Below are 19,256 nucleotides of genomic sequence, written 5' to 3'. Positions count from 1 at the left end.
GGAGAGAGAAAATGTTAATGGTGCTGGGTCTGTTTGTCTTTGAACGACGAACCTTACCGTATCAGTCAATGGTATTTACAAAAGACTACCGCTGGGCATCCAACGAACGCATCGGGAAACCCAAAGCCTGGCAGTACCTTGGCGAAGGTGAGACATCCTTTAACCTTTCCGGATTACTTTACCCGGAGCTCACGGGAGGGCGGCTTTCTCTCAAGGCGGTTGAGCTGATGGCGAATGAAGGGCGGGCATGGCCGTTGATAGACGGTACCGGCATCATTCACGGCATGTTTATCATTGAGAAAGTCACGCATACGCATTCGGATTTTTACAGCGATGGCACTGCCCGGAAAATTGATTTTACCCTGGTACTGAAACGCGTGGACGAATCGCTGATGACGACGTTTGGCGACCTGAGAACGCAAGCCTCAGAGCTGGTGGAAAGCGCACGTAATAGCATTGGAGGGCTGGTGGGATGATCACCGAAATGAATATCCGGGCGGGTGGGAAACTCGCCCCTGATTTTATGCTTAAGCTAGACGAGCGCGATATCACGCAAAATTTCAGCCATCGTCTTATCAGTTTGACCATGACCGACAAACGTGGGCTGGAAGCCGATCAGCTGGATATTCTACTGGATGATTCCGACGGGTTGTTAGACCTGCCTGCCCGGGGGGCAAGACTGTCCTTATGGCTGGGATGGGAAGGAACACCGCTCCAGCCGAAAGGGGACTTTACGATAGATGCGATTGAATTCCGGGGCACGCCGGACACGCTGACCATCCGAGGATGCAGCGCCGATTTTCGTGGGAAGCTCAACGTGCGGCGCGAACAGTCGTGGCATGACACGACGATCGGCGCGATAGTCAACACCATTGCTCAGCGTAACCGGTTTACCGCCAGCGTCGGGGCGGGACTTGCATCCATCGCCATTTCTCATATCGATCAGTCTCAGGAGACTGACGCGGCGTTTCTCTCCCGCCTGGCCGAACGTAATGGTGCATTTGTTTCAATCAAAGCCGGGAAGGTTATTTTTATGAAAGCGGGCCATGCCGTGACGGCCAGTGGCACACCGCTTCCCTTAATGATGATTGAACGTGGGGATGGCGATCGGCACCTTTTTTCCGTCGCTGACCGTGAAAATTATTCCGGCGTGACGGCAAAATGGCTGCAAACGCGTGACCCAAAACAACAAAATACTCAATTGAGTATTAATCGTCAGCCCGGGGGGCAGCCGACAGAAGGACTACAGCACCCGGATGCCGCTGCACCGGTAGCGGGAGCAGGAGGCAAGGCAGAGAAGCCGCAAGAGAGGCTGGTGGGGTCGGCGGAAAACGTTTTTGAGCTCACCACGGTTTATGCCTCTGAAGAGCAGGCGCTCAGGGCTGCGGAGGCGAAGTGGCGCGCGCTTCAGCGGGGTACCGTGAATTTTTCTATCCAGCTGGCGCTGGGACGCGCCGATCTGTATCCCGAAACGCCGGTGCTGGTCAACGGCTTTAAACGGGTCATTGACGAGCAGGCGTGGATTATCAACGAGGTGGTTCATACTCTCAGCGAGAGTGGATTTACCACGCAACTTAAGCTTGAGCTGAACGTCGCTGATGAAAAATTTTCCATCAAAAATGAGTAATGCATTTGCTATTGATTTCTTTTTGGGTATTATTAATTCACAAATTGTGAATTATGTGGAGAGGTACATGTTTCATTGTCCTAAGTGCAAGCATTCCGCGCATGCGCGTACCAGTCGCTATTTAAGTGAAAATACCAAAGAGCGCTATCACCAGTGCACCAATGTGGACTGCAGCTGTACGTTCGTGACGATGGAGTCCGTGGAGCGTCTGATTGCGACACCTGGCGCCGCTGAGCGTGTCCGAACGGCTTCGCAGACCCACGGTTAGCGACTGCGCCACCGGCTCAAAAAAACCAATAAAAAAGCCACTCAATAGAGTGGCTTAATCATTTGATTCTACAGCTAAATTTGGTGGCCCCTGCTGGACTTGAACCAGCGACCAAGCGATTATGAGTCGCCTGCTCTAACCACTGAGCTAAGGGGCCGTGGCGGTGAATTATAGAGGAACTCCCTTCAGCAATCCAGCCATTCACACCTGCCTGCTGTTTTTATAAACAATGCATAATCAATCCTTTATACTTCCATAAAGATGTATCAATGGGAGTAGAGATGATCAACGATATTCTGGCCCCGGGCTTGCGGGTGGTGTTTTGCGGGATTAACCCGGGGAAGTCCTCAGCGCACACCGGTTTTCACTTTGCCCATCCGGGGAATCGCTTCTGGAAGGTTATCTATCAGGCCGGGTTTACCGACAGGCTACTGAAGCCTGAAGAGGAGCAACACCTGCTGGATACGCGCTGCGGGATAACCATGCTGGTCGAGCGGCCCACGGTACAGGCGAGTGAGGTGAACCTGCATGAACTGCGCAGCGGTGGGCGGGAGCTGATTAAGAAGATTGAAGATTATCAGCCGGCAGCGCTGGCCATCCTGGGCAAGCAGGCTTACGAACAGGCGTTCAGTCAGCGCGGTGCGCAGTGGGGCAAACAGGCCATCACCATTGGCGTCACGCAGGTGTGGGTGCTGCCGAACCCGAGCGGGCTTAACAGGGCAACGCTGGATAAGCTGGTGGAGGCGTATCGGGAACTGGATGAGGCCCTGGTTGTGCGTGGGCTGTAGGGCGGTGTTTCCTTGTCCCTGAGGGGCGGAGAAAATGCAAAAAAAAAAGCTCCCCAAAGGGAGCTTTTTCACTGACAGGATCGATTAATCGTCCAGGAAGCTACGCAGTACTTCAGAGCGGCTTGGATGGCGCAGTTTACGCAGCGCCTTCGCTTCGATCTGACGGATACGTTCGCGGGTAACGTCGAACTGTTTACCCACTTCTTCCAGCGTATGGTCGGTGTTCATATCGATACCGAAACGCATACGCAGCACTTTTGCTTCACGGGCGGTCAGGCCAGCCAGAACGTCGTGCGTTGCAGCACGCAGGCTCTCGGTCGTTGCAGAGTCCAGCGGCAGCTCGAGGGTGGTATCCTCGATGAAATCACCCAGATGCGAATCTTCATCATCACCGATTGGTGTTTCCATGGAGATTGGCTCTTTGGCGATCTTCAGCACTTTACGGATCTTGTCTTCCGGCATCAGCATGCGCTCAGCCAGCTCTTCCGGCGTTGGCTCGCGGCCCATCTCCTGCAGCATCTGGCGGGAAATACGGTTGAGCTTGTTAATGGTCTCAATCATATGCACCGGAATACGGATGGTGCGCGCCTGATCCGCGATAGAGCGGGTGATAGCCTGACGGATCCACCAGGTAGCATAGGTGGAGAACTTATAACCACGACGGTATTCAAACTTATCAACCGCTTTCATCAGACCGATGTTGCCTTCCTGGATCAGATCCAGGAACTGCAGGCCACGGTTGGTGTACTTCTTGGCGATAGAGATAACCAGACGCAGGTTCGCTTCAACCATCTCTTTCTTCGCACGGCGGGCTTTCGCTTCACCGATGGACATACGACGGTTGATGTCTTTAACCTGCTCAATGGTCAGGCCGGTCTCTTCTTCAATCTGATGCAGTTTCTGCAGGCCGCGGAACACGTCTTCTTTCACGTCATGCAGTTTTTCAGACCACGGCTTGTTCATCGCGATAGCCGCGTTGAACCAGGTTTCGCTGGTTTCGTTGCCGGTGAAGAGGGTGATGAAGTTCTTCTTCGGCATTTTGCACTGCTCAACGCACAGTTTCATGATGATGCGTTCCTGGGTACGTACGCGATCCATCATCACGCGCATGCTGTTAACCAGGTAGTCGAACTGTTTAGGCACCAGACGGAACTGTTTGAAGACTTCAGACAGTTTCAGGATCTCTTCCTGTGCGGCTGCGTGGCTGCGACCTTTTGCTTTGATGGTGTCACGCGTGACTTCGTACTGGGTACGCAGCTCGGCAAACTTCTCGCGCGCCAGTTCCGGGTCGATGCTGTTGTCATCATCGGCGGTGTCGTCGTCGGCATCTTCCTCATCTTCGTCTTCGTCATCATCCATCTCTTCCTGAGACAGTTCAGATCCAACGTGAGTGGCGGTCGGTGCCATATCTTCTTCAGCGTTCGGGTCGACAAAACCGGTGATCAGGTCAGACAGGCGCGCTTCTTCCGCTTCAACACGATCGTACTGCTCCAGCAGATAGGTGATCGCTTCAGGGTATTCGGCAACAGAGCACTGAACCTGGTTGATCCCGTCTTCGATGCGTTTCGCGATGTCAATTTCGCCTTCGCGGGTCAACAGTTCAACGGTACCCATTTCGCGCATGTACATACGGACCGGGTCAGTGGTACGCCCGATTTCAGATTCCACGCTGGACAGGACCTGTGCAGCAGCTTCTTCCGCATCTTCGTCAGTGTTGTTGGAGGTTTCAGCCAGCAACAGATCATCGGCATCAGGTGCTTCTTCCATCACCTGAATACCCATGTCATTGATCATTTGGATGATGTCTTCGATTTGATCTGAATCGACGATATCTTCCGGCAGATGGTCATTGACCTCGGCATAGGTCAGATAGCCTTGCTCCTTACCGCGTTGGACAAGAAGTTTCAGCTGTGACTGCGGGTTTTGCTCCATAAGACGGTATCCACACTTAATTCGTTTGATTGGTGTCGGCGATGGGGCTGCCAACCTTTAAAGCGAGGGCGTACTTATATTTGTGCCGCTGCCTCTCAGTGCGGCTGCCGGGGGCTTCCCGATCGATATTCGGCACTTAAGCCGTTAAATTCATTTTTTTGCCAGCTCCTGGTTCAGCATCCAGAGTTCCCGGCGTTCTTCGCTGCTTAAGCCGTGTGTGCGCTCGCGAGCTATCAACTCTTCCTGGCGCAGCTCAAGCATCGAATCAAACATATGGTTGAGTGAGTCGGTGAACGTTTTTTCTGCAATGTCCTTATCTGCTATATCGTCCCACATCGACAGTTTTTCAAGGGTAGCAGCCTCTTTTGTGCCGCGATAATGTTCTAAAAGTTGTCCGGTGGTCAGACCTGGCTGAGACAAACAAGTGTTGACCAATTCTGAAAATAAGCCAAGCCCGGGCAATTTTTCGTGGTTCAAACCCGCCAGCGATGGCACTTGCGGAGCAAGTTCGGGGTTTTGAACCAGTAACCCTATCAGTATACGCATGGTTGTGCGTTTTAGCTGAGGCGCGGGACGAACCGCACCGTTTTCAGACTGTTTAGGCATTAAACGTTCAAGCTGGCTGTCATCCAGAATGCCGAGCTTGTTGCCTAGCTCCTGACGCAGATAGATGCGCAGCGTTTCGCCGGGCACCTGACTGATTAACGGCAGCGCCAGCGTGCTGAGCTGCGCGCGCCCGTCAGGGGTACTCAAATCGACCTGCGGCATCAGGCTGTTAAACAAAAACGTGGAGAGCGGCTGAGCCTGCTCCATCCGCGCTTCAAACGCCGCTTTGCCCTCTTTACGCACCAGCGTATCCGGGTCTTCACCGTCGGGCAGGAACATAAAGCGTAACTGACGCCCGTCGGTCATATAAGGCAGTGCGGTTTCCAGCGCACGCCAGGCGGCGTCGCGTCCTGCACGGTCACCGTCGTAACAGCAGATGACATTGTTAGTCACCCTGTACAGCAGCTGAATGTGATCGGCTGTGGTCGAGGTGCCCAGAGATGCAACCGCATAGTTGATGTCGTACTGCGCCAGCGCGACGACATCCATATAGCCTTCGACGACCAGAAGGCGCGGAGGTTCCGCGTTATCCTTCAGCGCCTCATAAAGACCGTAAAGCTGGCGACCTTTATGAAAAATATCGGTCTCCGGGGAGTTGAGGTACTTCGGCAGGGCATCACCCAGCACGCGACCACCAAAACCAATCACCCGGCCACGCTTGTCGCGGATCGGGAACATCACCCGTTCGCGGAAGCGGTCGTAGCTTCGTCCCTGGTCATTGGTGACCAGCATGCCGGCATCGATAAGAGACTTACGATCTTCGCTATTGCCGCCAAAACGCTTTAACACGTTGTCCCAGCCGGGCGGGGCGTAACCAATAGCGAAACGCGCAATCACATCGTCACTCAGTCCGCGCGCTGTCAGGTACTGACGCGCAGGCTCAGCAGCAGCGTGCTTAAGAGACTGTTGATAAAACGAGTTCAGACCATCCATCAGTTGGTACAGCGTCTGCCGTTGATGGCGCTCGATCTGGCTTGGCCCACTGCCTGCTTCATACGGCACTTCAAGGTTGTGCATCGCCGCCAGCTCTTCGACGGTTTCAACGAACTCGAGCTTGTCGTAGTTCATTAAAAAATCGACAGCATTACCGTGAGCACCACAGCCGAAGCAATGGTAAAACTGCTTTTCACCGTTTACGGTGAAGGAGGGGGTTTTTTCGTTATGGAAAGGACAGCACGCATGGTAGTTCTTGCCCTGCTTTTTCAGCTTTACCCGCGCGTCGATGAGATCGACGATGTCGGTTCTGGCTAGCAGGTCATTGATGAATACGCGTGGGATTCGTCCGGCCATATGCCCCAAAAATTTTAGTAACTCATAAACGAAAACAAGCCGCGCATTCCTTCCGGAAGCACGGCCTTACGACTACAACTCTGTCTGTCATTGAGGGCTGAGGCCCTCAACTGATTAGTACAGACGAGTACGGCGTGCGTTTTCGCGAGCCAGTTTCTTCGCGTGACGTTTCACAGCAGAAGCTTTAGCGCGCTTACGTTCGGTCGTTGGTTTTTCATAGAACTCACGACGACGAACTTCAGCCAGAACACCTGCTTTCTCGCATGAACGTTTGAAGCGACGCAGTGCAACGTCGAACGGCTCGTTTTCACGTACTTTAATTACCGGCATGTAACTCTCACCTTTGATAAATTCGGTTTGCCGCTGGCATCAACGCCAGCTTATTTCAAAATGGTGCGGAATTTTACTGCAAATGCTGCTGCTTTGTAAAGCACCGACGCGTTTTTGAAAGGGACTTTAATAAGGGTGAGGAGTATACACGAGGCTTCTTCCTGGGGCGAACAAAGTTTTACATCAATCCGCATTGGCCCTACACTGCGCGGTATTGAAACGAGGTAAAACAAGTCATGCGTGTACTGGGTATTGAAACATCCTGCGATGAGACCGGCATCGCCATTTACGACGACGAAAAAGGGCTTCTTGCCAACCAACTGTATAGTCAGGTGAAATTACACGCTGACTACGGCGGCGTCGTGCCTGAACTGGCTTCTCGTGACCACGTGCGTAAAACGGTTCCCCTGATTCAGGCGGCGCTGAAAGAAGCCGGGTTGAACTCTACTGATATTGATGCTGTAGCGTATACCGCAGGCCCGGGCCTGGTGGGTGCGCTGCTGGTCGGCGCAACGGTGGGCCGTTCGCTGGCGTTCGCGTGGGATGTGCCGGCCATTCCGGTTCACCATATGGAAGGGCATCTTCTGGCGCCGATGCTGGAAGATAATCCGCCTGCGTTTCCTTTTGTGGCGCTGCTGGTTTCAGGTGGCCATACCCAGCTGATTAGCGTAACGGGGATTGGCAAGTATGAGCTGCTCGGCGAGTCCATTGACGACGCAGCCGGTGAGGCCTTCGACAAAACGGCCAAACTGCTGGGTCTGGATTATCCTGGCGGTCCGATGCTCTCGAAAATGGCATCGCAGGGCACGGAAGGGCGTTTCGTCTTCCCGCGTCCGATGACTGACCGTCCAGGGCTGGATTTCAGCTTTTCCGGTCTGAAAACCTTCGCGGCCAATACCATTCGCAATAACGACGATAGCGAGCAGACCCGTGCTGATATCGCCCGTGCGTTCGAAGACGCGGTGGTCGATACCCTGATGATCAAATGCAAACGCGCACTGGAAAAGACCGGCTTTAAGCGTCTGGTGATGGCCGGGGGCGTCAGCGCCAACCGCACGCTGCGTGCAAAACTCGCGCAGATGATGCAAAAGCGTGGTGGGGAAGTATTTTATGCCCGTCCGGAATTCTGTACCGATAACGGGGCGATGATCGCCTACGCGGGTATGGTACGTCTGAACGCTGGCGCGACCGCCGATCTGAGCGTCTCTGTACGTCCACGCTGGCCGCTGGCGGAGTTGCCGGAGGCGTAATGTCTGACCCTCTCCCGCCAGGGAGAGGGGATTTAAACGGTTACACCCGCAACATCCCTTTCTCTTCCAGAAATGTCACGATCGTCGCCAGTCCGTCGCCCGCCTTCAGATTGGTGAAGGTCCACGGGCGCTCGCCGCGCATGCGGTTGGTGTCACGTTCCATTACTTCCAGTGAGGCCCCCACATAGGGGGCCAGGTCGGTTTTGTTGATCACCAGAAAATCGGATTTGGTAATCCCTGGGCCGCCCTTACGCGGGATCTTCTCCCCTTCAGCGACGTCAATCACATAGATCGTCAGGTCAGCCAGCTCCGGGCTGAAGGTGGCGCTCAGGTTGTCACCGCCGCTTTCAACGAAGATCAGGTCCAGATTGCCGAACTTTTCGCTTAACGCTTCCACTGCCGCCAGGTTCATTGAGGCATCTTCGCGGATTGCGGTATGCGGGCAGCCGCCCGTCTCCACGCCCACGATGCGCTCTGGCTCAAGGGCACCCGCTTCGGTGAGAATGCGCTGGTCCTCTTTGGTGTAGATATCGTTGGTCACCACTGCCAGGTGATAGGTGTCGCGCATTGCTTTGCAGAGTGCTTCCAGTAACGCGGTTTTGCCCGACCCCACCGGGCCGCCCACGCCCACGCGCAGGGGATGTTTGTAATCAGCCATGTTGTCTCCTCAGGAACGGAATAATCGTGAATATTGTGTTTCGTGGCGCGCAGAGGCGATGGCCGACAGCGGCGTTGCCGCACCCAGCGCGTCGTCGCCACGCAAAAAAGCCGGTTCAAGCCCGGCGGCAAAGTGGTCGCTCAGGTCGATAATCAGCTGCTGCGCCGTCTGTTGCCCGAACGGCACCAGCTTGACGCCCGCCATGACCGCGCTCTCAATCCAGCTGTAGCCCAGGCTCAGGGCCAGCTCATGGGCGCTAATGCCCCAGCGTACTCCGAGCCACGCCATGCCGCTGAGCTGGCTTTGCATAAACAGCGTCCGCCACTCTGCCGGACAGTCCGGCTCCCAGCTTTTGAGCAGGCGCGTAAAGGCCGCCCCGCGGTTGCGTTCCTCATCACGCAGTTCACGCGTTTCCCGGCAGGCGAGAAGGTAGGCCGTCCAGCGTGTTGCCGTCGCCAAATCGTTTTGCTCGCACGCCTGATAAAGTCGGGAAAACAGCGGCAGATCGACACAGAACAAGCTCTGCTCCATCTGCAGGATCTGCCAGTTTTTGAACGCCTCAGCATCGGGGACCCAGCCTGCTTCAACGGCCCACTCCAGCCCCTGCGACCAGGTGAATGACCCGACCGGAAGGCTGCTGCTGGAGAGCTGCATCAGGCGCAGCCGCTGGCGGACGTGCTCCATCAGCCCATCAGCGCCAGCAGCGCAGAGACAATCAGCCCGCCACCAAAGGTTTTACGTAACCCGTCGTGACGGCGCAGCAGCAACCCGGCGGCGAAGCTGGCGCACAGCACCGTGGCACTGGCAAACATAAAGCCGCTGGTGAAGAGCCAGAAGCTGTGGCCAGACATCTCTACCCCGTGCGCCCAGCCGTGGAACATTGCCAGCGCCGGCACGGCCAACAGCAGGCGATTTTCGGTTTTAAACATCATCGCGCCGCAGACCGCCAGCGAGGCGATAATCAGCATTTCCATGCCGCTAAAGCCGCCAAGCAGGCTGCCTGCAACGGCCCCGGCCAGCATCATGCCGAGAGTGGCAAGAGGCAGCAGCAGCTTGCGCCCGCTCAGGGCCGAAAGTACGCCCGCACCGGTTAGCATCAGCAGATGATCAAGACCCGTCAGCGGATGGAAAAAACCGGCCTGAAAGCTGTCTGTGCCGTGTCCGGGATGCGCCAGGGCAGGAAGAGAAAAGGCCAGCAGTAACAGAGGTAAAAACGTACGCATGATGAATCCTTAATGTGAATGAGCGTGAGAGTGACTATGGCTATGGCTGTGGGCATCGCTGGTATACGCCCCTGCTTCCGGTTCAAACGGGAGGGTGGCAAATGTCACCTCGAGCCCGAACTGGCGCAGCATGTCATCGAGCACATGATCGTGGTGATAGCGCAGTTCGCCGGGCATGATCTGCAGCGGCACGTGGCGGTTGCCGAGGTGGTAGCAGGCGCGGGCGAGCAGGAACGGATCGTCGCAGCGCACGACGGAGACTGATTCCGGCGCAGCGATCACCTCGATCACCTCGCTGCCGTCGTCAGTGGTCAGCAGATCCCCCCCGCGCAGTAGCAGGCCGCGCGGCAGCATCAGCCCGGCTTCGCGGCCGTCATTCAGCGCCACGCGGGCACGGCTTTTCACCCGGACATCAATCGGCAGCGTGACGCTGGCGGTTATCGGATGGGCATGGTCAAGGCGTTGGGTCAGGTAGATCATCGTCACTCCTTAAAACAGGAAATAGCGTTGGGCCATCGGCAGAACGTCTGCCGGCTCGCTGGTAATGAGCTCGCCATCAACGCGAACCTCGTAAGTTTGTGCGTCAACGGTGATGTTGGGCTGCAGGCTGTTGTGGATCATGTCGGCCTTTTTCACCGTGCGGCAGCCTTTGACGACGGCTATGCCGCTCTGCAGGCTGAGCTGGTGCGAAATGCCCTTTGCATCGGCAGCCTGGGAGACAAACGTCAGCCGTGTCGCATGGCGCGCGGCACCCAGCGTGCCAAACATCGGACGGTAATGGACCGGTTGCGGCGTTGGGATAGAGGCGTTGATATCCCCCATCGGCGCGCAGGCGATCATCCCGCCTTTCACAATGGTGGCGGGTTTGACGCCAAAGAACGCGGGGGACCAGACCACTAAATCCGCCAGTTTCCCGGCCTCAATCGAGCCCACTTCATGAGCAATCCCGTGGGTCAGCGCCGGGTTAATGGTGTATTTGGCGATATAGCGTTTCACGCGGTAGTTATCGTTGTTCCCGGTCTCTTCCGGCAGTGCGCCGCGCTGAACCTTCATACGGTGCGCCACCTGCCAGGTACGAATAATCACTTCGCCGACGCGACCCATTGCCTGGGAATCGGACGAGGTCAGCGAGAAGGCTCCGATATCGTGAAGGACATCTTCCGCAGCGATGGTCTCCCGGCGAATGCGTGATTCAGCAAAGGCGACGTCCTCGGCGATATCCGGGTCGAGGTGGTGACACACCATCAGCATGTCGAGATGCTCGTCGATGGTATTCACCGTGTAGGGCAGCGTCGGGTTAGTGGAGGAGGGCAGAATATTCGGGTGCGCGCAGGCGGTAATAATATCCGGTGCATGTCCGCCGCCTGCCCCTTCTGTATGGAAGGTGTGAATGGTCCGCCCGCCGATAGCCGTCAGCGTGTCCTCAACAAACCCGGATTCGTTCAGCGTGTCGCTGTGCAGCGCCACCTGAATATCCATCTCCTCCGCCACCGCCAGTGAGCAGTTGATGGCTGCAGGCGTCGCGCCCCAGTCTTCGTGGATCTTCAGCCCGATGGCACCCGCTGCGATCTGCTCGCGCAGGGCATCAGGGTTGGAACCGTTACCTTTGCCAAGCAGGCCGATATTCACCGGTAGTGTATCGGCCGCCTGCAACATTCGCGCGATATACCAGGGCCCCGGCGTACAGGTCGTGGCGTTGGTGCCTGCCGCAGGGCCCGTGCCCCCGCCAATCATGGTGGTGACGCCAGAGACCAGCGCCTCTTCCGCCTGCTGCGGGCAGATCCAGTGGATGTGCGTGTCGATCCCGCCGGCGGTGACAATTTTCCCCTCGGCGGCGATCACTTCTGTCGCTGCGCCAATCGGGATCGTGACCCCGGGCTGTATATCCGGGTTACCGGCTTTACCCACGGCAAAGATCCGCCCGTTTTTTACGCCAATATCGGCTTTAACGATCCCCCAGTGATCGATAATCAACGCGTTGGTCAGCACCAGATCCACGCAGCCGTCGGATGTCATCTGCCCCTGGCCCATACCGTCGCGGATCACCTTCCCGCCGCCGAATTTGACCTCTTCGCCGTAGACCGTGAGATCGTTTTCCACTTCTATCCACAGCTCGCTGTCGGCCAGACGCACTTTATCGCCAGTGGTGGGGCCGAACATATCGGCGTAGGCCTGGCGTGAAATTTCAGCCATTTTTCACCTCTCCCATCACCTCGCCGCGAAAGCCGAAAATACGCTGCGCGCCGCTGACCTGAACCAGCGTCACCTCGCGCTTCTGTCCGGGTTCGAAACGCACGGCGGTGCCTGCCGGAATATTCAGCCGATAGCCTTTGGTGGCTTCCCGGTCGAATTTCAGCGCCGGGTTAATCTCATAAAAGTGGTAGTGCGATCCCACCTGGATCGGCCTGTCGCCATGGTTTTCGACGATCACGTTTTGCGTGTCTCGCCCAACGTTGATCGCAATGTTTCCGGATTGGATCTGGTATTCGCCTGGGATCATCACGCGCTCCTTATACGATCGGGTTATGGACGGTGACGAGCTTTGATCCGTCCGGGAACGTCGCTTCCACCTGAATGTCGGGGATCATCTCCGGTACGCCTTCCATCACCTGGTCGCGCGTCAGGACGTGACGGCCCGCTTCCATCAGTGAGGCGACGGTTTCGCCATCGCGGGCGCCTTCCATAATAAACGCGCTGATCAGCGCGACTGATTCCGGGTAATTCAGTTTTACCCCGCGCGCAAGGCGGCGTTCGGCAACCAGCGCAGCGGTAAACAGCAACAGCTTGTCTTTTTCTCTGGGGGTCAGTTCCATAACGTTTCTCTTATGTCTGCCAGATACGCGGCGAACAGGCGGTTTTGGGGGTTAAAAGCGGGCGAAGCGACTGCCAGATATCGCGCATCACCCGCTGGCAAATCAGGTTGTCGTGGGAGAGAAAACGCACCGACAGCAGATCGTCTGTGAGCGTTGCCCCGGCAAAGTGGCTCAGCGGCGTCAGCAGCTCGCGCACCGTTTCGAGGTGCGCTTCCCTGGCCGGAAAGAACAGCAGCGTGCCGACCCACGGGAGACCTGCAACGGGCGTGAGATCGCCATTGCTGAGGTGCTGACGTTCAATCAGCCGTGGCTCATCGTCGACCCAGATCTCAAGGCGGCTTTCCAGCGTGCCGTGGCTGAAGGTTTCGCCGATCACCGGGCGACCCAGACAGTACAACTCCCACGCCAGCAGCGTACTGGAGGCCTTCAGATGAAAAACGGAACGCAGGGCGGCATTCGCACCGGGAAAGATAATGGTGTCCTGCGGCAGCCACTCCAGCGTAGCCTCATCGTCGAGCCAGAAGTGCTGATTGAGACAGGCCTGCGGGCCGCTGCTGCGATAGAACTTGCTCGCGCCGGGCATGGTGATCAGCGCATGGCTTTTCGCGTCCAGATGCACCGAAATATCCAGCGTATCGCCGCCGACTATCCCGCCTGGCGGGTGCAGTAAATACAGGTGGCAGGTGTCGCCTTCGGGATAAAAAGGTCGCTGTACGGTGAGGGGCCCGATGTGATGAGCAGCGTGCAGGAGGGTTTTCTCAGGGGTGTAACAAAACTGCAGGGCAAGCGATGCCTGCCAGCCTTTGTAAGAATTATCAGTGACCTGAGCTGCTAACATGCTGCATCCATCTGCTCATCATCGGGAGACGTTTCAGTATGCCCTGGCAGAAATGAAGGCTGTCATATGAGTCGCTTATGGATAAAAAAACCGGCTCAAGGAGCCGGTTGAGAAGGTTATCGATAATCCTCTGCATCCACATCATAGCCGGACGGTTCCCAGCGGATCGCCAGCAGCGAAGCCAGCCCGATAAACGGTGCCAGAGCGATCACCCAGAACACGGCGGTATCAAGAGAGGCCACCAGCAGCGGGAACAGAAACAGCGAGAGCGTAGAACTGCTGCGCATCAGCGTCTGGTTAAGGCCCACGCCCACGCCGCGCAGAGAGGTGGGATAGCTCAGGGACGCAAACGTCATGGTATGGGCACCGGGCCCAAATCCCTGACCGAACAGGAACAGCGCCAGCATCGCGACGGCGATAACGCCTTCCGATACGCCTTCCGGACGACCAGTCAGCGCCAGCCCCAGCAGAGCAACAAGCTGACAGGCGTAGCCCGCCAGTGACATCCGCCACGCGCCGAAGCGCGGAACATAGCGCACCGCCAGCAATCCGCCGACGAAGGCAAACAGCAGGTTTAGCACCAGCGAGATCAGAATAGTGGTCAGCATCGACTGCACAAAGAAGCTGGAGATAATGACCGGCAGACCAAATGCGACGGCGTTATAGGCGAAAGACGACACCACCGAGAGCAGGGTAGCGAGCGTGGTACGTCGCAAATAGACGCCACGGAACAGGTGCAGATAGTTTGCCCACTTCGCCTTGTTGACCACCGGTGCCGGTTGGTTAAGCGCATCCTGCGGCACGTGGGCGTTGATGTTATACGATTGCCGCAAGATAGCGGCCGCCTCTTTCAGGTTGCCCTGATTCGCCGCCCAGACCGGGGACTCGCTCATGTAGCGGCTACGAATGGCGATAATCACCAGCGCAGGCACCGCGCCAAATCCCAGGATTAAGCGCCACAGCCAGTCGCTGTGACTTTCTGGCAGTACGGCGTAGAAGAATAACACCAACAGGTAAGAGATGCTGATTGCGGCATACCAGGTTGGGCACCACATTGCCACGCTGGAGGCCTTGTTTCCGGGGCCTTTGAGCCTGGCGAACTCGCTAAGAAACGCCATCGCCACCGGCAGATCGATCCCCACGCCGAGGCCCATCACAAAGCGTGCGCCCGCCAGCGCATATTCGTTGGGTGCCAGTGCACAGGCGATGGCCGCTACCACGAAGAACAGCATGTCGGCCATAAAGACGCGGTAGCGTCCGATCTTGTCCGTGAGGTAGCCACCCAGCAGCGCCCCGACAATCGCGCCAAAGGTAATGGCCGAGGCCACCATGCCGGTACCGGCGGGGGTGAGATTAAATTCGCGGGTGATGTCTTTGATGCCGAACGCCAGCGCACCAAGGTCGTACGCATCGAGGAAAATACCGCCCAGCGCGATACCGACTACGATGCGGGCGTTGGCCCGACCCTGAGAACCGTCGTTGACCAGACGTGAAACGTCAGAGGCGTTACGTACCCACTTGATGTCGCCATCAGGCGAATGTCCTGCCGTTGAAAGGGGAGTTGTGTCTGTAATGTCTGCCATTTTCTTTTTGTGTGGTTGTGTTGTGTCATTAACAGTTACCACAGGCAGAGGGTGACCAAAATCACATTTGGTTATAAGGCATAACTAACCCCTTACGGGGCGTCTTTTTTCTTTCTCTTGAGCTTCGACCAGATTTTGGTCTCCTGGCGACGCCACAGGCGCTGAATATTATCGTGATGGCGCAGCAGGATGAGGCAGGAGAGCATCGACACCGGGAAGGTGAACTGCGGTTTGAACCACCAGACATAGAATGGCGCGATCAGCGCGCTGACGATGGCGCCCAGTGATGAGTAACCGCTCAGAAGAATGGTCAGTAGCCAGGTGCCGGCCATCACGCCGGTTAAGTCCCAGCCGATTGGGGCAATAGCACCAAAGGCGGTGGCGACGCCTTTACCGCCTTTAAAACCAAAGAATACAGGCCAGATATGGCCGACACAGGCGGCGATAGCAATGAGCCCCAGCCAGAACGGCGTTACGCCCAGCGCATACGCTCCCCAGACGGGTAACATTCCTTTCAGAACATCAAAAATCAATACCGCTACGGCTGCTCCCTTGCCGCCAATTCGTAGTACATTGGTCGCCCCCGGATTCCCGGAACCACTTTCGCGCGGGTCAGGTAACCCGGCAATGCGGCAGACCAGAATGGCGCTGGAGATTGAGCCGCAAAGGTAGGCGAGGAGGATCATTCCAGGCGCGATTGCACTCATAACGCTGTTCCGTTTTGAAAATGTATCTGTATTCTCAGCATCTGTGGATAATACGCATAATTCGCCGGAAGTGGTATCCGGTTTAGCCAAAAAGCAGGCAGGTCGTGATGGATATTGTATTTATAGAGCAACTTTCGGTAATCACCACTATTGGTGTTTACGACTGGGAACAGACCATTGAGCAGAAACTCGTGTTCGATATCGAAATGGGCTGGGATAACCGCAAGTCAGCAAAAAGCGACGACGTGAATGACTGTCTGAGCTACGCCGATATCAGTGAAACGGTCGTGGGCCACGTCGAAGGGCAACGTTTTGCGCTGGTGGAGCGTGTGGCAGAAGAGGTGGCCGAGCTGCTGCTGAGCAAGTTCAACGCACCGTGGGTACGCATCAAGTTGAGCAAACCGGGCGCCGTGGCGCGTGCCGCTAACGTCGGCGTGATCATTGAGCGTGGCACAAATCTGAAAGGGAAGATTTAACGTCATAATAGCTAAACCATTTTAGGTTATACCGGTCTTAAAGCTGTATCTTTCACGGTTGTCCGCGTGGGACACCGTTTTTTTATATCTTTTTAGGGGTTTATAGATGAGCGATATGCACTCGCTGCTGGTGGCGGCAATACTGGGTGTGGTCGAAGGATTGACGGAGTTTTTGCCGGTTTCCAGTACGGGCCATATGATTATCGTTGGCCATCTGCTGGGCTTTGAAGGCGATACCGCAAAGACGTTTGAAGTTGTCATTCAGTTGGGGTCTATTCTGGCGGTCGTTGTGATGTTCTGGCGTCGTCTGTTCGGGCTTATCGGTATCCACTTTGGCCGTCTTCCTCAGCGCGAGGGTGAAAGCAAAGGTCGCCTGACGCTTATCCATATTCTGCTTGGCATGGTTCCGGCAGTGGTTCTGGGCCTAGTTTTCCACGACACCATTAAATCGCTATTTAACCCGATTAACGTCATGTATGCGCTGGTCGTCGGCGGTTTCCTGCTGATCGCGGCAGAACTGCTGAAGCCGAAAACGCCACGCGCGGAAGGTCTGGATGACATGACCTACCGTCAGGCGTTTATCATCGGTTGTTTCCAGTGTCTGGCGCTGTGGCCGGGCTTTTCACGCTCAGGCGCGACCATCTCTGGCGGGATGCTGATGGGCGTTAGCCGTTATGCTGCGTCGGAGTTCTCGTTCCTGCTGGCGGTGCCGATGATGATGGGCGCGACCGCACTCGACGTCTATAAAAGCATTGGCTTCCTCACCACGGGTGACATTCCGATGTTCGCCGTGGGCTTTGTCACTGCCTTTATCGTGGCGCTGATCGCCATCAAAACCTTCCTGCAGTTGATTAAGCGTATCTCGTTTATTCCGTTCGCGATCTATCGCTTTATCGTGGCGGCTGCGGTTTACGTGGTCTTCTTCTGACCGACGGCCCTCAGTCTTTAGGCTGAGGGCAATGCTTTTCCTTCCAGTCCGTCACCGCCTGAATTCGACGTTTCGTCAGCTCTTCCCGGATTTCCGGTCCCTTGAAGCCCGCCTCGACAACCGCTTTAGTCGGTACCGCTTTTGCCACGTCCCACGCTGCGCGTAACAGCCGCCCCTGCGGATAATCGCAGGCTTCAAAACCGGTGCGGCCACGTACGTCGGCTTCGCTGGTCAACGCGATCTGCTCGACGCGCTGGGGTTTGCGCCATGCGTCGATGTTATCAAACAGCTTAACGATGGTGGCCGGTTTGAGGATCGGGAAGGTGTGGATCAGGTCGTGAAATTCCGCCACCAGTCTGGCGAGATCGCGGATCTCGTTGGGTACCCGCAGGCGCTGGCAAAGCCCTTCGACCAGCTTCACCCCGGCAGGACCGTGGCCATGGTGGCGCGGCCACATGGCTTTTGGCGTTAATCCTTTGCCGAGATCGTGGCACAGCGTTGAAAAACGCACATCCACCTCGGGGCTGAGCATGGCAGCCATACTCAGGGTCATCAGGGTATGCACGCCGGTATCGATTTCCGGGTGCCATTTCGCCGGGGCGGGCACGCCGAACAGCGCGTCAATTTCCGGGAACAGCACTTTCAGTGCGCCACAGTCACGCAGCACCTGGAAAAAGACCTGCGGGTTGCGGGTAGTAAGGGCGTTTTCCGTCTCTTTCCAGACGCGCTCTGGCGTGAGGTGGGCCAGTTCGCCCGCCTCGGTCATGGCGGTCATCAGTGCCAGGGTCTCATCGGCAATGCGGAAGCTCAGATGCGCGTAACGCGCCGCAAAGCGCGCCACGCGCAGCACGCGGAGCGGATCTTCAGAAAACGCCGGGGAGACGTGACGCAGCAGTCGATTACGCAGATCGTCCTGACCGCCATACGCGTCAATGATCTGGCCGTCTTCGTCCTGCGCCAGGGCGTTGATGGTGAGATCGCGACGCAGGAGATCTTGCTCCAGCGTGACGTCCGGTGCGGCATAGCAGGTGAAGCCGGTATAACCCGAACCGGATTTCCGTTCGGTACGCGCCAGGGCGTACTCCTCACGGCTTTGCGGGTGCAGAAACACGGGAAAATCGCGGCCTACCTGCTGGTAGCCCGCGTTAAGCATCTCTTCAGGTGTGGCTCCCACCACCACCCAGTCTTTATCTTTGACCGGCAGACCTAACAACGCATCACGTACCGCACCACCGACCAGATAACTCTTCACGCCCTGTACTCCCGTTTTCTCTTTTCGCAAGATAATACGTAAGTCTGGCAGAGAAGACGAATTAGTTCATCCAGCGGTCTTTACGCTTACGGCTTGGGATCAGGTGAGGAAGCACCAGACCCAGCACCAGGCCAACACCCAGCACACCGCCACCGTACATAAACCACTGCATGATGATGGTACGTTGTTTGTCATCAAGTTGCAGATTGGCGGCGTTCACCTTCTTCTGCGCGACAATCAGCTCGTTTTTCAGTTTCTGATTCTCGTCTTTCAGACCGTTAATCACGCTGTCGCTCTGGGCCACCTTCTGCTGCATTTCCGCGGTGCGCTGGTTCCAGGTACCGTCGATATTGTTCAGCTTGTCGGTCAGCGTTTTCACCTGATTTTCCAGATCCGGCACGCGGGTGCGCAGGCTTGGCACCGCGCTCAGCTCTTTCAGTGGGATCCAGGACGTGCGGCCGGTACTGTCGCGAACCTGACCATAATTGGTCTCCGCGTTGGTCTGTAACAGCGTCACTTCCTCGCCGGCATTGACCGTACCCACGAGGCGATAATTATCTCCAGGGCCACTGCGTACCCAGGTGTTCAGTTCGTCAGAAACGTAACGCTTCTCTTCAGCGTGCACGGCGGTTGCGGCGCTAAAAGCGAGGAAAGTAAGTCCAATCAGGCGTAATTTAAGCATCATTA

22 protein-coding genes and 1 tRNA gene are annotated in these 19,256 nt (G+C 56.5%); 7 read left to right on the top strand and 16 right to left on the bottom strand.

What is annotated here, in order from left to right:
* Positions 1-11 precede the first annotated feature (11 nt).
* From BJ887_RS10535 to BJ887_RS10525, 3 genes are all read left to right on the top strand, one after another.
* Positions 12-476 (top strand): phage tail protein, encoded by a 465-nt coding sequence (locus BJ887_RS10535; RefSeq protein WP_014171677.1) that lies wholly within the window; start codon positions 12-14, stop codon positions 474-476.
* Positions 473-1,627: a phage late control D family protein gene (locus tag BJ887_RS10530; RefSeq protein WP_121339842.1), complete on the top strand. Its 1,155-nt coding sequence runs from the start codon at positions 473-475 to the stop codon at positions 1,625-1,627. The genes BJ887_RS10535 and BJ887_RS10530 overlap by 4 nt, the downstream gene beginning before the upstream one ends.
* 67 nt (positions 1,628-1,694) lie before the next feature.
* Entirely contained in the window at positions 1,695-1,895 is a 201-nt protein-coding gene (locus BJ887_RS10525) for an ogr/Delta-like zinc finger family protein (protein WP_025202983.1), read from the top strand.
* An 81-nt stretch (positions 1,896-1,976) separates the two neighbouring features.
* Here BJ887_RS10525 and BJ887_RS10520 read toward each other — a convergent pair.
* Positions 1,977-2,052: transfer RNA gene (locus tag BJ887_RS10520), tRNA-Ile, on the bottom strand.
* Between the two features lie 124 nt (positions 2,053-2,176).
* On the opposite strand from BJ887_RS10520, the gene mug reads away from it, so the two are divergent.
* Positions 2,177-2,683 carry a G/U mismatch-specific DNA glycosylase gene (gene mug / locus BJ887_RS10515; RefSeq protein WP_025202984.1) on the top strand — a complete coding sequence of 169 codons (507 nt, stop codon included), beginning with the start codon at positions 2,177-2,179 and terminating at the stop codon, positions 2,681-2,683.
* A gap of 84 nt (positions 2,684-2,767) precedes the next feature.
* On the opposite strand, the gene rpoD is transcribed toward mug, so the two are convergent.
* The 3 genes from rpoD to rpsU all read right to left on the bottom strand — a co-directional run bounded on the left by rpoD (position 2,768) and on the right by rpsU (position 6,841).
* Positions 2,768-4,615, bottom strand: coding sequence for an RNA polymerase sigma factor RpoD (gene rpoD, locus BJ887_RS10510; protein ID WP_020883616.1), 1,848 nt, complete (start codon positions 4,613-4,615; stop codon positions 2,768-2,770).
* 150 nt (positions 4,616-4,765) lie between these two features.
* Positions 4,766-6,511 (bottom strand): DNA primase, encoded by a 1,746-nt coding sequence (gene dnaG / locus BJ887_RS10505; protein ID WP_025202985.1) that lies wholly within the window; start codon positions 6,509-6,511, stop codon positions 4,766-4,768.
* A 114-nt stretch (positions 6,512-6,625) separates the two neighbouring features.
* Positions 6,626-6,841 (bottom strand): 30S ribosomal protein S21, encoded by a 216-nt coding sequence (rpsU, locus tag BJ887_RS10500; protein WP_001144069.1) that lies wholly within the window; start codon positions 6,839-6,841, stop codon positions 6,626-6,628.
* A 236-nt stretch (positions 6,842-7,077) separates the two neighbouring features.
* Here rpsU and tsaD point away from each other — a divergent pair, with 236 nt between their 5' ends.
* The gene (gene tsaD / locus BJ887_RS10495) at positions 7,078-8,091 is read left to right on the top strand and encodes a tRNA (adenosine(37)-N6)-threonylcarbamoyltransferase complex transferase subunit TsaD (RefSeq protein ID WP_073396357.1); all 1,014 of its coding nucleotides are present in this window, start codon (positions 7,078-7,080) and stop codon (positions 8,089-8,091) included.
* A gap of 40 nt (positions 8,092-8,131) precedes the next feature.
* On the opposite strand, the gene ureG is transcribed toward tsaD, so the two are convergent.
* The 10 genes from ureG to plsY all read right to left on the bottom strand — a co-directional run bounded on the left by ureG (position 8,132) and on the right by plsY (position 15,913).
* Positions 8,132-8,749, bottom strand: coding sequence for an urease accessory protein UreG (gene ureG, locus BJ887_RS10490; protein ID WP_014171666.1), 618 nt, complete (start codon positions 8,747-8,749; stop codon positions 8,132-8,134).
* Between the two features lie 9 nt (positions 8,750-8,758).
* Positions 8,759-9,433 (bottom strand): urease accessory protein UreF, encoded by a 675-nt coding sequence (locus tag BJ887_RS10485; RefSeq protein ID WP_014171665.1) that lies wholly within the window; start codon positions 9,431-9,433, stop codon positions 8,759-8,761.
* Positions 9,433-9,972: a HupE/UreJ family protein gene (locus tag BJ887_RS10480; RefSeq protein WP_073396361.1), complete on the bottom strand. Its 540-nt coding sequence runs from the start codon at positions 9,970-9,972 to the stop codon at positions 9,433-9,435. Before BJ887_RS10480 ends, BJ887_RS10485 begins: the two co-directional genes overlap by 1 nt.
* A 9-nt stretch (positions 9,973-9,981) precedes the next feature.
* Positions 9,982-10,452 carry an urease accessory protein UreE gene (ureE, locus tag BJ887_RS10475; RefSeq protein ID WP_050737305.1) on the bottom strand — a complete coding sequence of 157 codons (471 nt, stop codon included), beginning with the start codon at positions 10,450-10,452 and terminating at the stop codon, positions 9,982-9,984.
* 9 nt (positions 10,453-10,461) lie between these two features.
* Complete coding sequence (ureC, locus tag BJ887_RS10470) at positions 10,462-12,165, bottom strand: urease subunit alpha (RefSeq protein WP_121339841.1); 1,704 nt, start codon at positions 12,163-12,165, stop codon at positions 10,462-10,464.
* A complete protein-coding gene (locus tag BJ887_RS10465; protein ID WP_020883624.1) occupies positions 12,158-12,472 on the bottom strand; it encodes an urease subunit beta in 315 nt (104 codons plus the stop codon). Before BJ887_RS10465 ends, ureC begins: the two co-directional genes overlap by 8 nt.
* A 10-nt stretch (positions 12,473-12,482) precedes the next feature.
* Positions 12,483-12,785 (bottom strand): urease subunit gamma, encoded by a 303-nt coding sequence (locus tag BJ887_RS10460; RefSeq protein WP_003862556.1) that lies wholly within the window; start codon positions 12,783-12,785, stop codon positions 12,483-12,485.
* A 10-nt stretch (positions 12,786-12,795) separates the two neighbouring features.
* Positions 12,796-13,623: an urease accessory protein UreD gene (locus tag BJ887_RS10455; protein WP_014171660.1), complete on the bottom strand. Its 828-nt coding sequence runs from the start codon at positions 13,621-13,623 to the stop codon at positions 12,796-12,798.
* A gap of 116 nt (positions 13,624-13,739) precedes the next feature.
* Entirely contained in the window at positions 13,740-15,206 is a 1,467-nt protein-coding gene (locus BJ887_RS10450) for an MFS transporter (RefSeq protein ID WP_121339840.1), read from the bottom strand.
* 92 nt (positions 15,207-15,298) lie between these two features.
* Entirely contained in the window at positions 15,299-15,913 is a 615-nt protein-coding gene (gene plsY / locus BJ887_RS10445; protein ID WP_020883628.1) for a glycerol-3-phosphate 1-O-acyltransferase PlsY, read from the bottom strand.
* 107 nt (positions 15,914-16,020) lie between these two features.
* On the opposite strand from plsY, the gene folB reads away from it, so the two are divergent.
* Complete coding sequence (gene folB / locus BJ887_RS10440; RefSeq protein ID WP_020883629.1) at positions 16,021-16,389, top strand: bifunctional dihydroneopterin aldolase/7,8-dihydroneopterin epimerase; 369 nt, start codon at positions 16,021-16,023, stop codon at positions 16,387-16,389.
* A gap of 106 nt (positions 16,390-16,495) precedes the next feature.
* Positions 16,496-17,317, top strand: a complete 822-nt coding sequence (gene bacA, locus BJ887_RS10435) for an undecaprenyl-diphosphate phosphatase (RefSeq protein ID WP_014171656.1) — start codon at positions 16,496-16,498, stop codon at positions 17,315-17,317.
* Positions 17,318-17,327: 10 nt separating this feature from the next.
* On the opposite strand, the gene BJ887_RS10430 is transcribed toward bacA, so the two are convergent.
* Both BJ887_RS10430 and BJ887_RS10425 read right to left on the bottom strand, forming a co-directional pair.
* On the bottom strand, positions 17,328-18,569 hold the full coding sequence (locus BJ887_RS10430) for a multifunctional CCA addition/repair protein (protein ID WP_032678983.1): 1,242 nt from the start codon (positions 18,567-18,569) through the stop codon (positions 17,328-17,330).
* A 61-nt stretch (positions 18,570-18,630) separates the two neighbouring features.
* On the bottom strand, positions 18,631-19,251 hold the full coding sequence (locus tag BJ887_RS10425; protein ID WP_025203004.1) for a TIGR04211 family SH3 domain-containing protein: 621 nt from the start codon (positions 19,249-19,251) through the stop codon (positions 18,631-18,633).
* Between the last annotated feature and the right edge of the window lie 5 nt (positions 19,252-19,256).

Source organism: Enterobacter sp. WPR_3_1 (assembly GCF_003635055.1).
Lineage (GTDB): Bacteria > Pseudomonadota > Gammaproteobacteria > Enterobacterales > Enterobacteriaceae > Enterobacter > Enterobacter ludwigii.
The sequence above is the reverse complement of the archived record's forward strand: the minus strand, read 5'-3'. Positions and strand labels throughout refer to the sequence as shown.

What these genes read in the sequence shown, in the direction of transcription:
- BJ887_RS10455 (WP_014171660.1), bottom strand. Translation starts at nt 13,623, where the DNA reads ATGTTAGCAGCTCAGGTCACTGATAATTCTTACAAAGGCTGGCAGGCA.
- folB (WP_020883629.1), top strand. Translation starts at nt 16,021, where the DNA reads ATGGATATTGTATTTATAGAGCAACTTTCGGTAATCACCACTATTGGT.
- plsY (WP_020883628.1), bottom strand. Translation starts at nt 15,913, where the DNA reads ATGAGTGCAATCGCGCCTGGAATGATCCTCCTCGCCTACCTTTGCGGC.
- dnaG (WP_025202985.1), bottom strand. Translation starts at nt 6,511, where the DNA reads ATGGCCGGACGAATCCCACGCGTATTCATCAATGACCTGCTAGCCAGA.
- rpsU (WP_001144069.1), bottom strand. Translation starts at nt 6,841, where the DNA reads ATGCCGGTAATTAAAGTACGTGAAAACGAGCCGTTCGACGTTGCACTG.
- BJ887_RS10535 (WP_014171677.1), top strand. Translation starts at nt 12, where the DNA reads ATGTTAATGGTGCTGGGTCTGTTTGTCTTTGAACGACGAACCTTACCG.
- ureG (WP_014171666.1), bottom strand. Translation starts at nt 8,749, where the DNA reads ATGGCTGATTACAAACATCCCCTGCGCGTGGGCGTGGGCGGCCCGGTG.
- BJ887_RS10530 (WP_121339842.1), top strand. Translation starts at nt 473, where the DNA reads ATGATCACCGAAATGAATATCCGGGCGGGTGGGAAACTCGCCCCTGAT.
- ureE (WP_050737305.1), bottom strand. Translation starts at nt 10,452, where the DNA reads ATGATCTACCTGACCCAACGCCTTGACCATGCCCATCCGATAACCGCC.
- rpoD (WP_020883616.1), bottom strand. Translation starts at nt 4,615, where the DNA reads ATGGAGCAAAACCCGCAGTCACAGCTGAAACTTCTTGTCCAACGCGGT.
- BJ887_RS10480 (WP_073396361.1), bottom strand. Translation starts at nt 9,972, where the DNA reads ATGCGTACGTTTTTACCTCTGTTACTGCTGGCCTTTTCTCTTCCTGCC.
- ureC (WP_121339841.1), bottom strand. Translation starts at nt 12,165, where the DNA reads ATGGCTGAAATTTCACGCCAGGCCTACGCCGATATGTTCGGCCCCACC.
- BJ887_RS10460 (WP_003862556.1), bottom strand. Translation starts at nt 12,785, where the DNA reads ATGGAACTGACCCCCAGAGAAAAAGACAAGCTGTTGCTGTTTACCGCT.
- BJ887_RS10425 (WP_025203004.1), bottom strand. Translation starts at nt 19,251, where the DNA reads ATGCTTAAATTACGCCTGATTGGACTTACTTTCCTCGCTTTTAGCGCC.
- BJ887_RS10465 (WP_020883624.1), bottom strand. Translation starts at nt 12,472, where the DNA reads ATGATCCCAGGCGAATACCAGATCCAATCCGGAAACATTGCGATCAAC.
- mug (WP_025202984.1), top strand. Translation starts at nt 2,177, where the DNA reads ATGATCAACGATATTCTGGCCCCGGGCTTGCGGGTGGTGTTTTGCGGG.
- BJ887_RS10525 (WP_025202983.1), top strand. Translation starts at nt 1,695, where the DNA reads ATGTTTCATTGTCCTAAGTGCAAGCATTCCGCGCATGCGCGTACCAGT.
- bacA (WP_014171656.1), top strand. Translation starts at nt 16,496, where the DNA reads ATGAGCGATATGCACTCGCTGCTGGTGGCGGCAATACTGGGTGTGGTC.
- BJ887_RS10450 (WP_121339840.1), bottom strand. Translation starts at nt 15,206, where the DNA reads ATGGCAGACATTACAGACACAACTCCCCTTTCAACGGCAGGACATTCG.
- BJ887_RS10485 (WP_014171665.1), bottom strand. Translation starts at nt 9,433, where the DNA reads ATGGAGCACGTCCGCCAGCGGCTGCGCCTGATGCAGCTCTCCAGCAGC.
- tsaD (WP_073396357.1), top strand. Translation starts at nt 7,078, where the DNA reads ATGCGTGTACTGGGTATTGAAACATCCTGCGATGAGACCGGCATCGCC.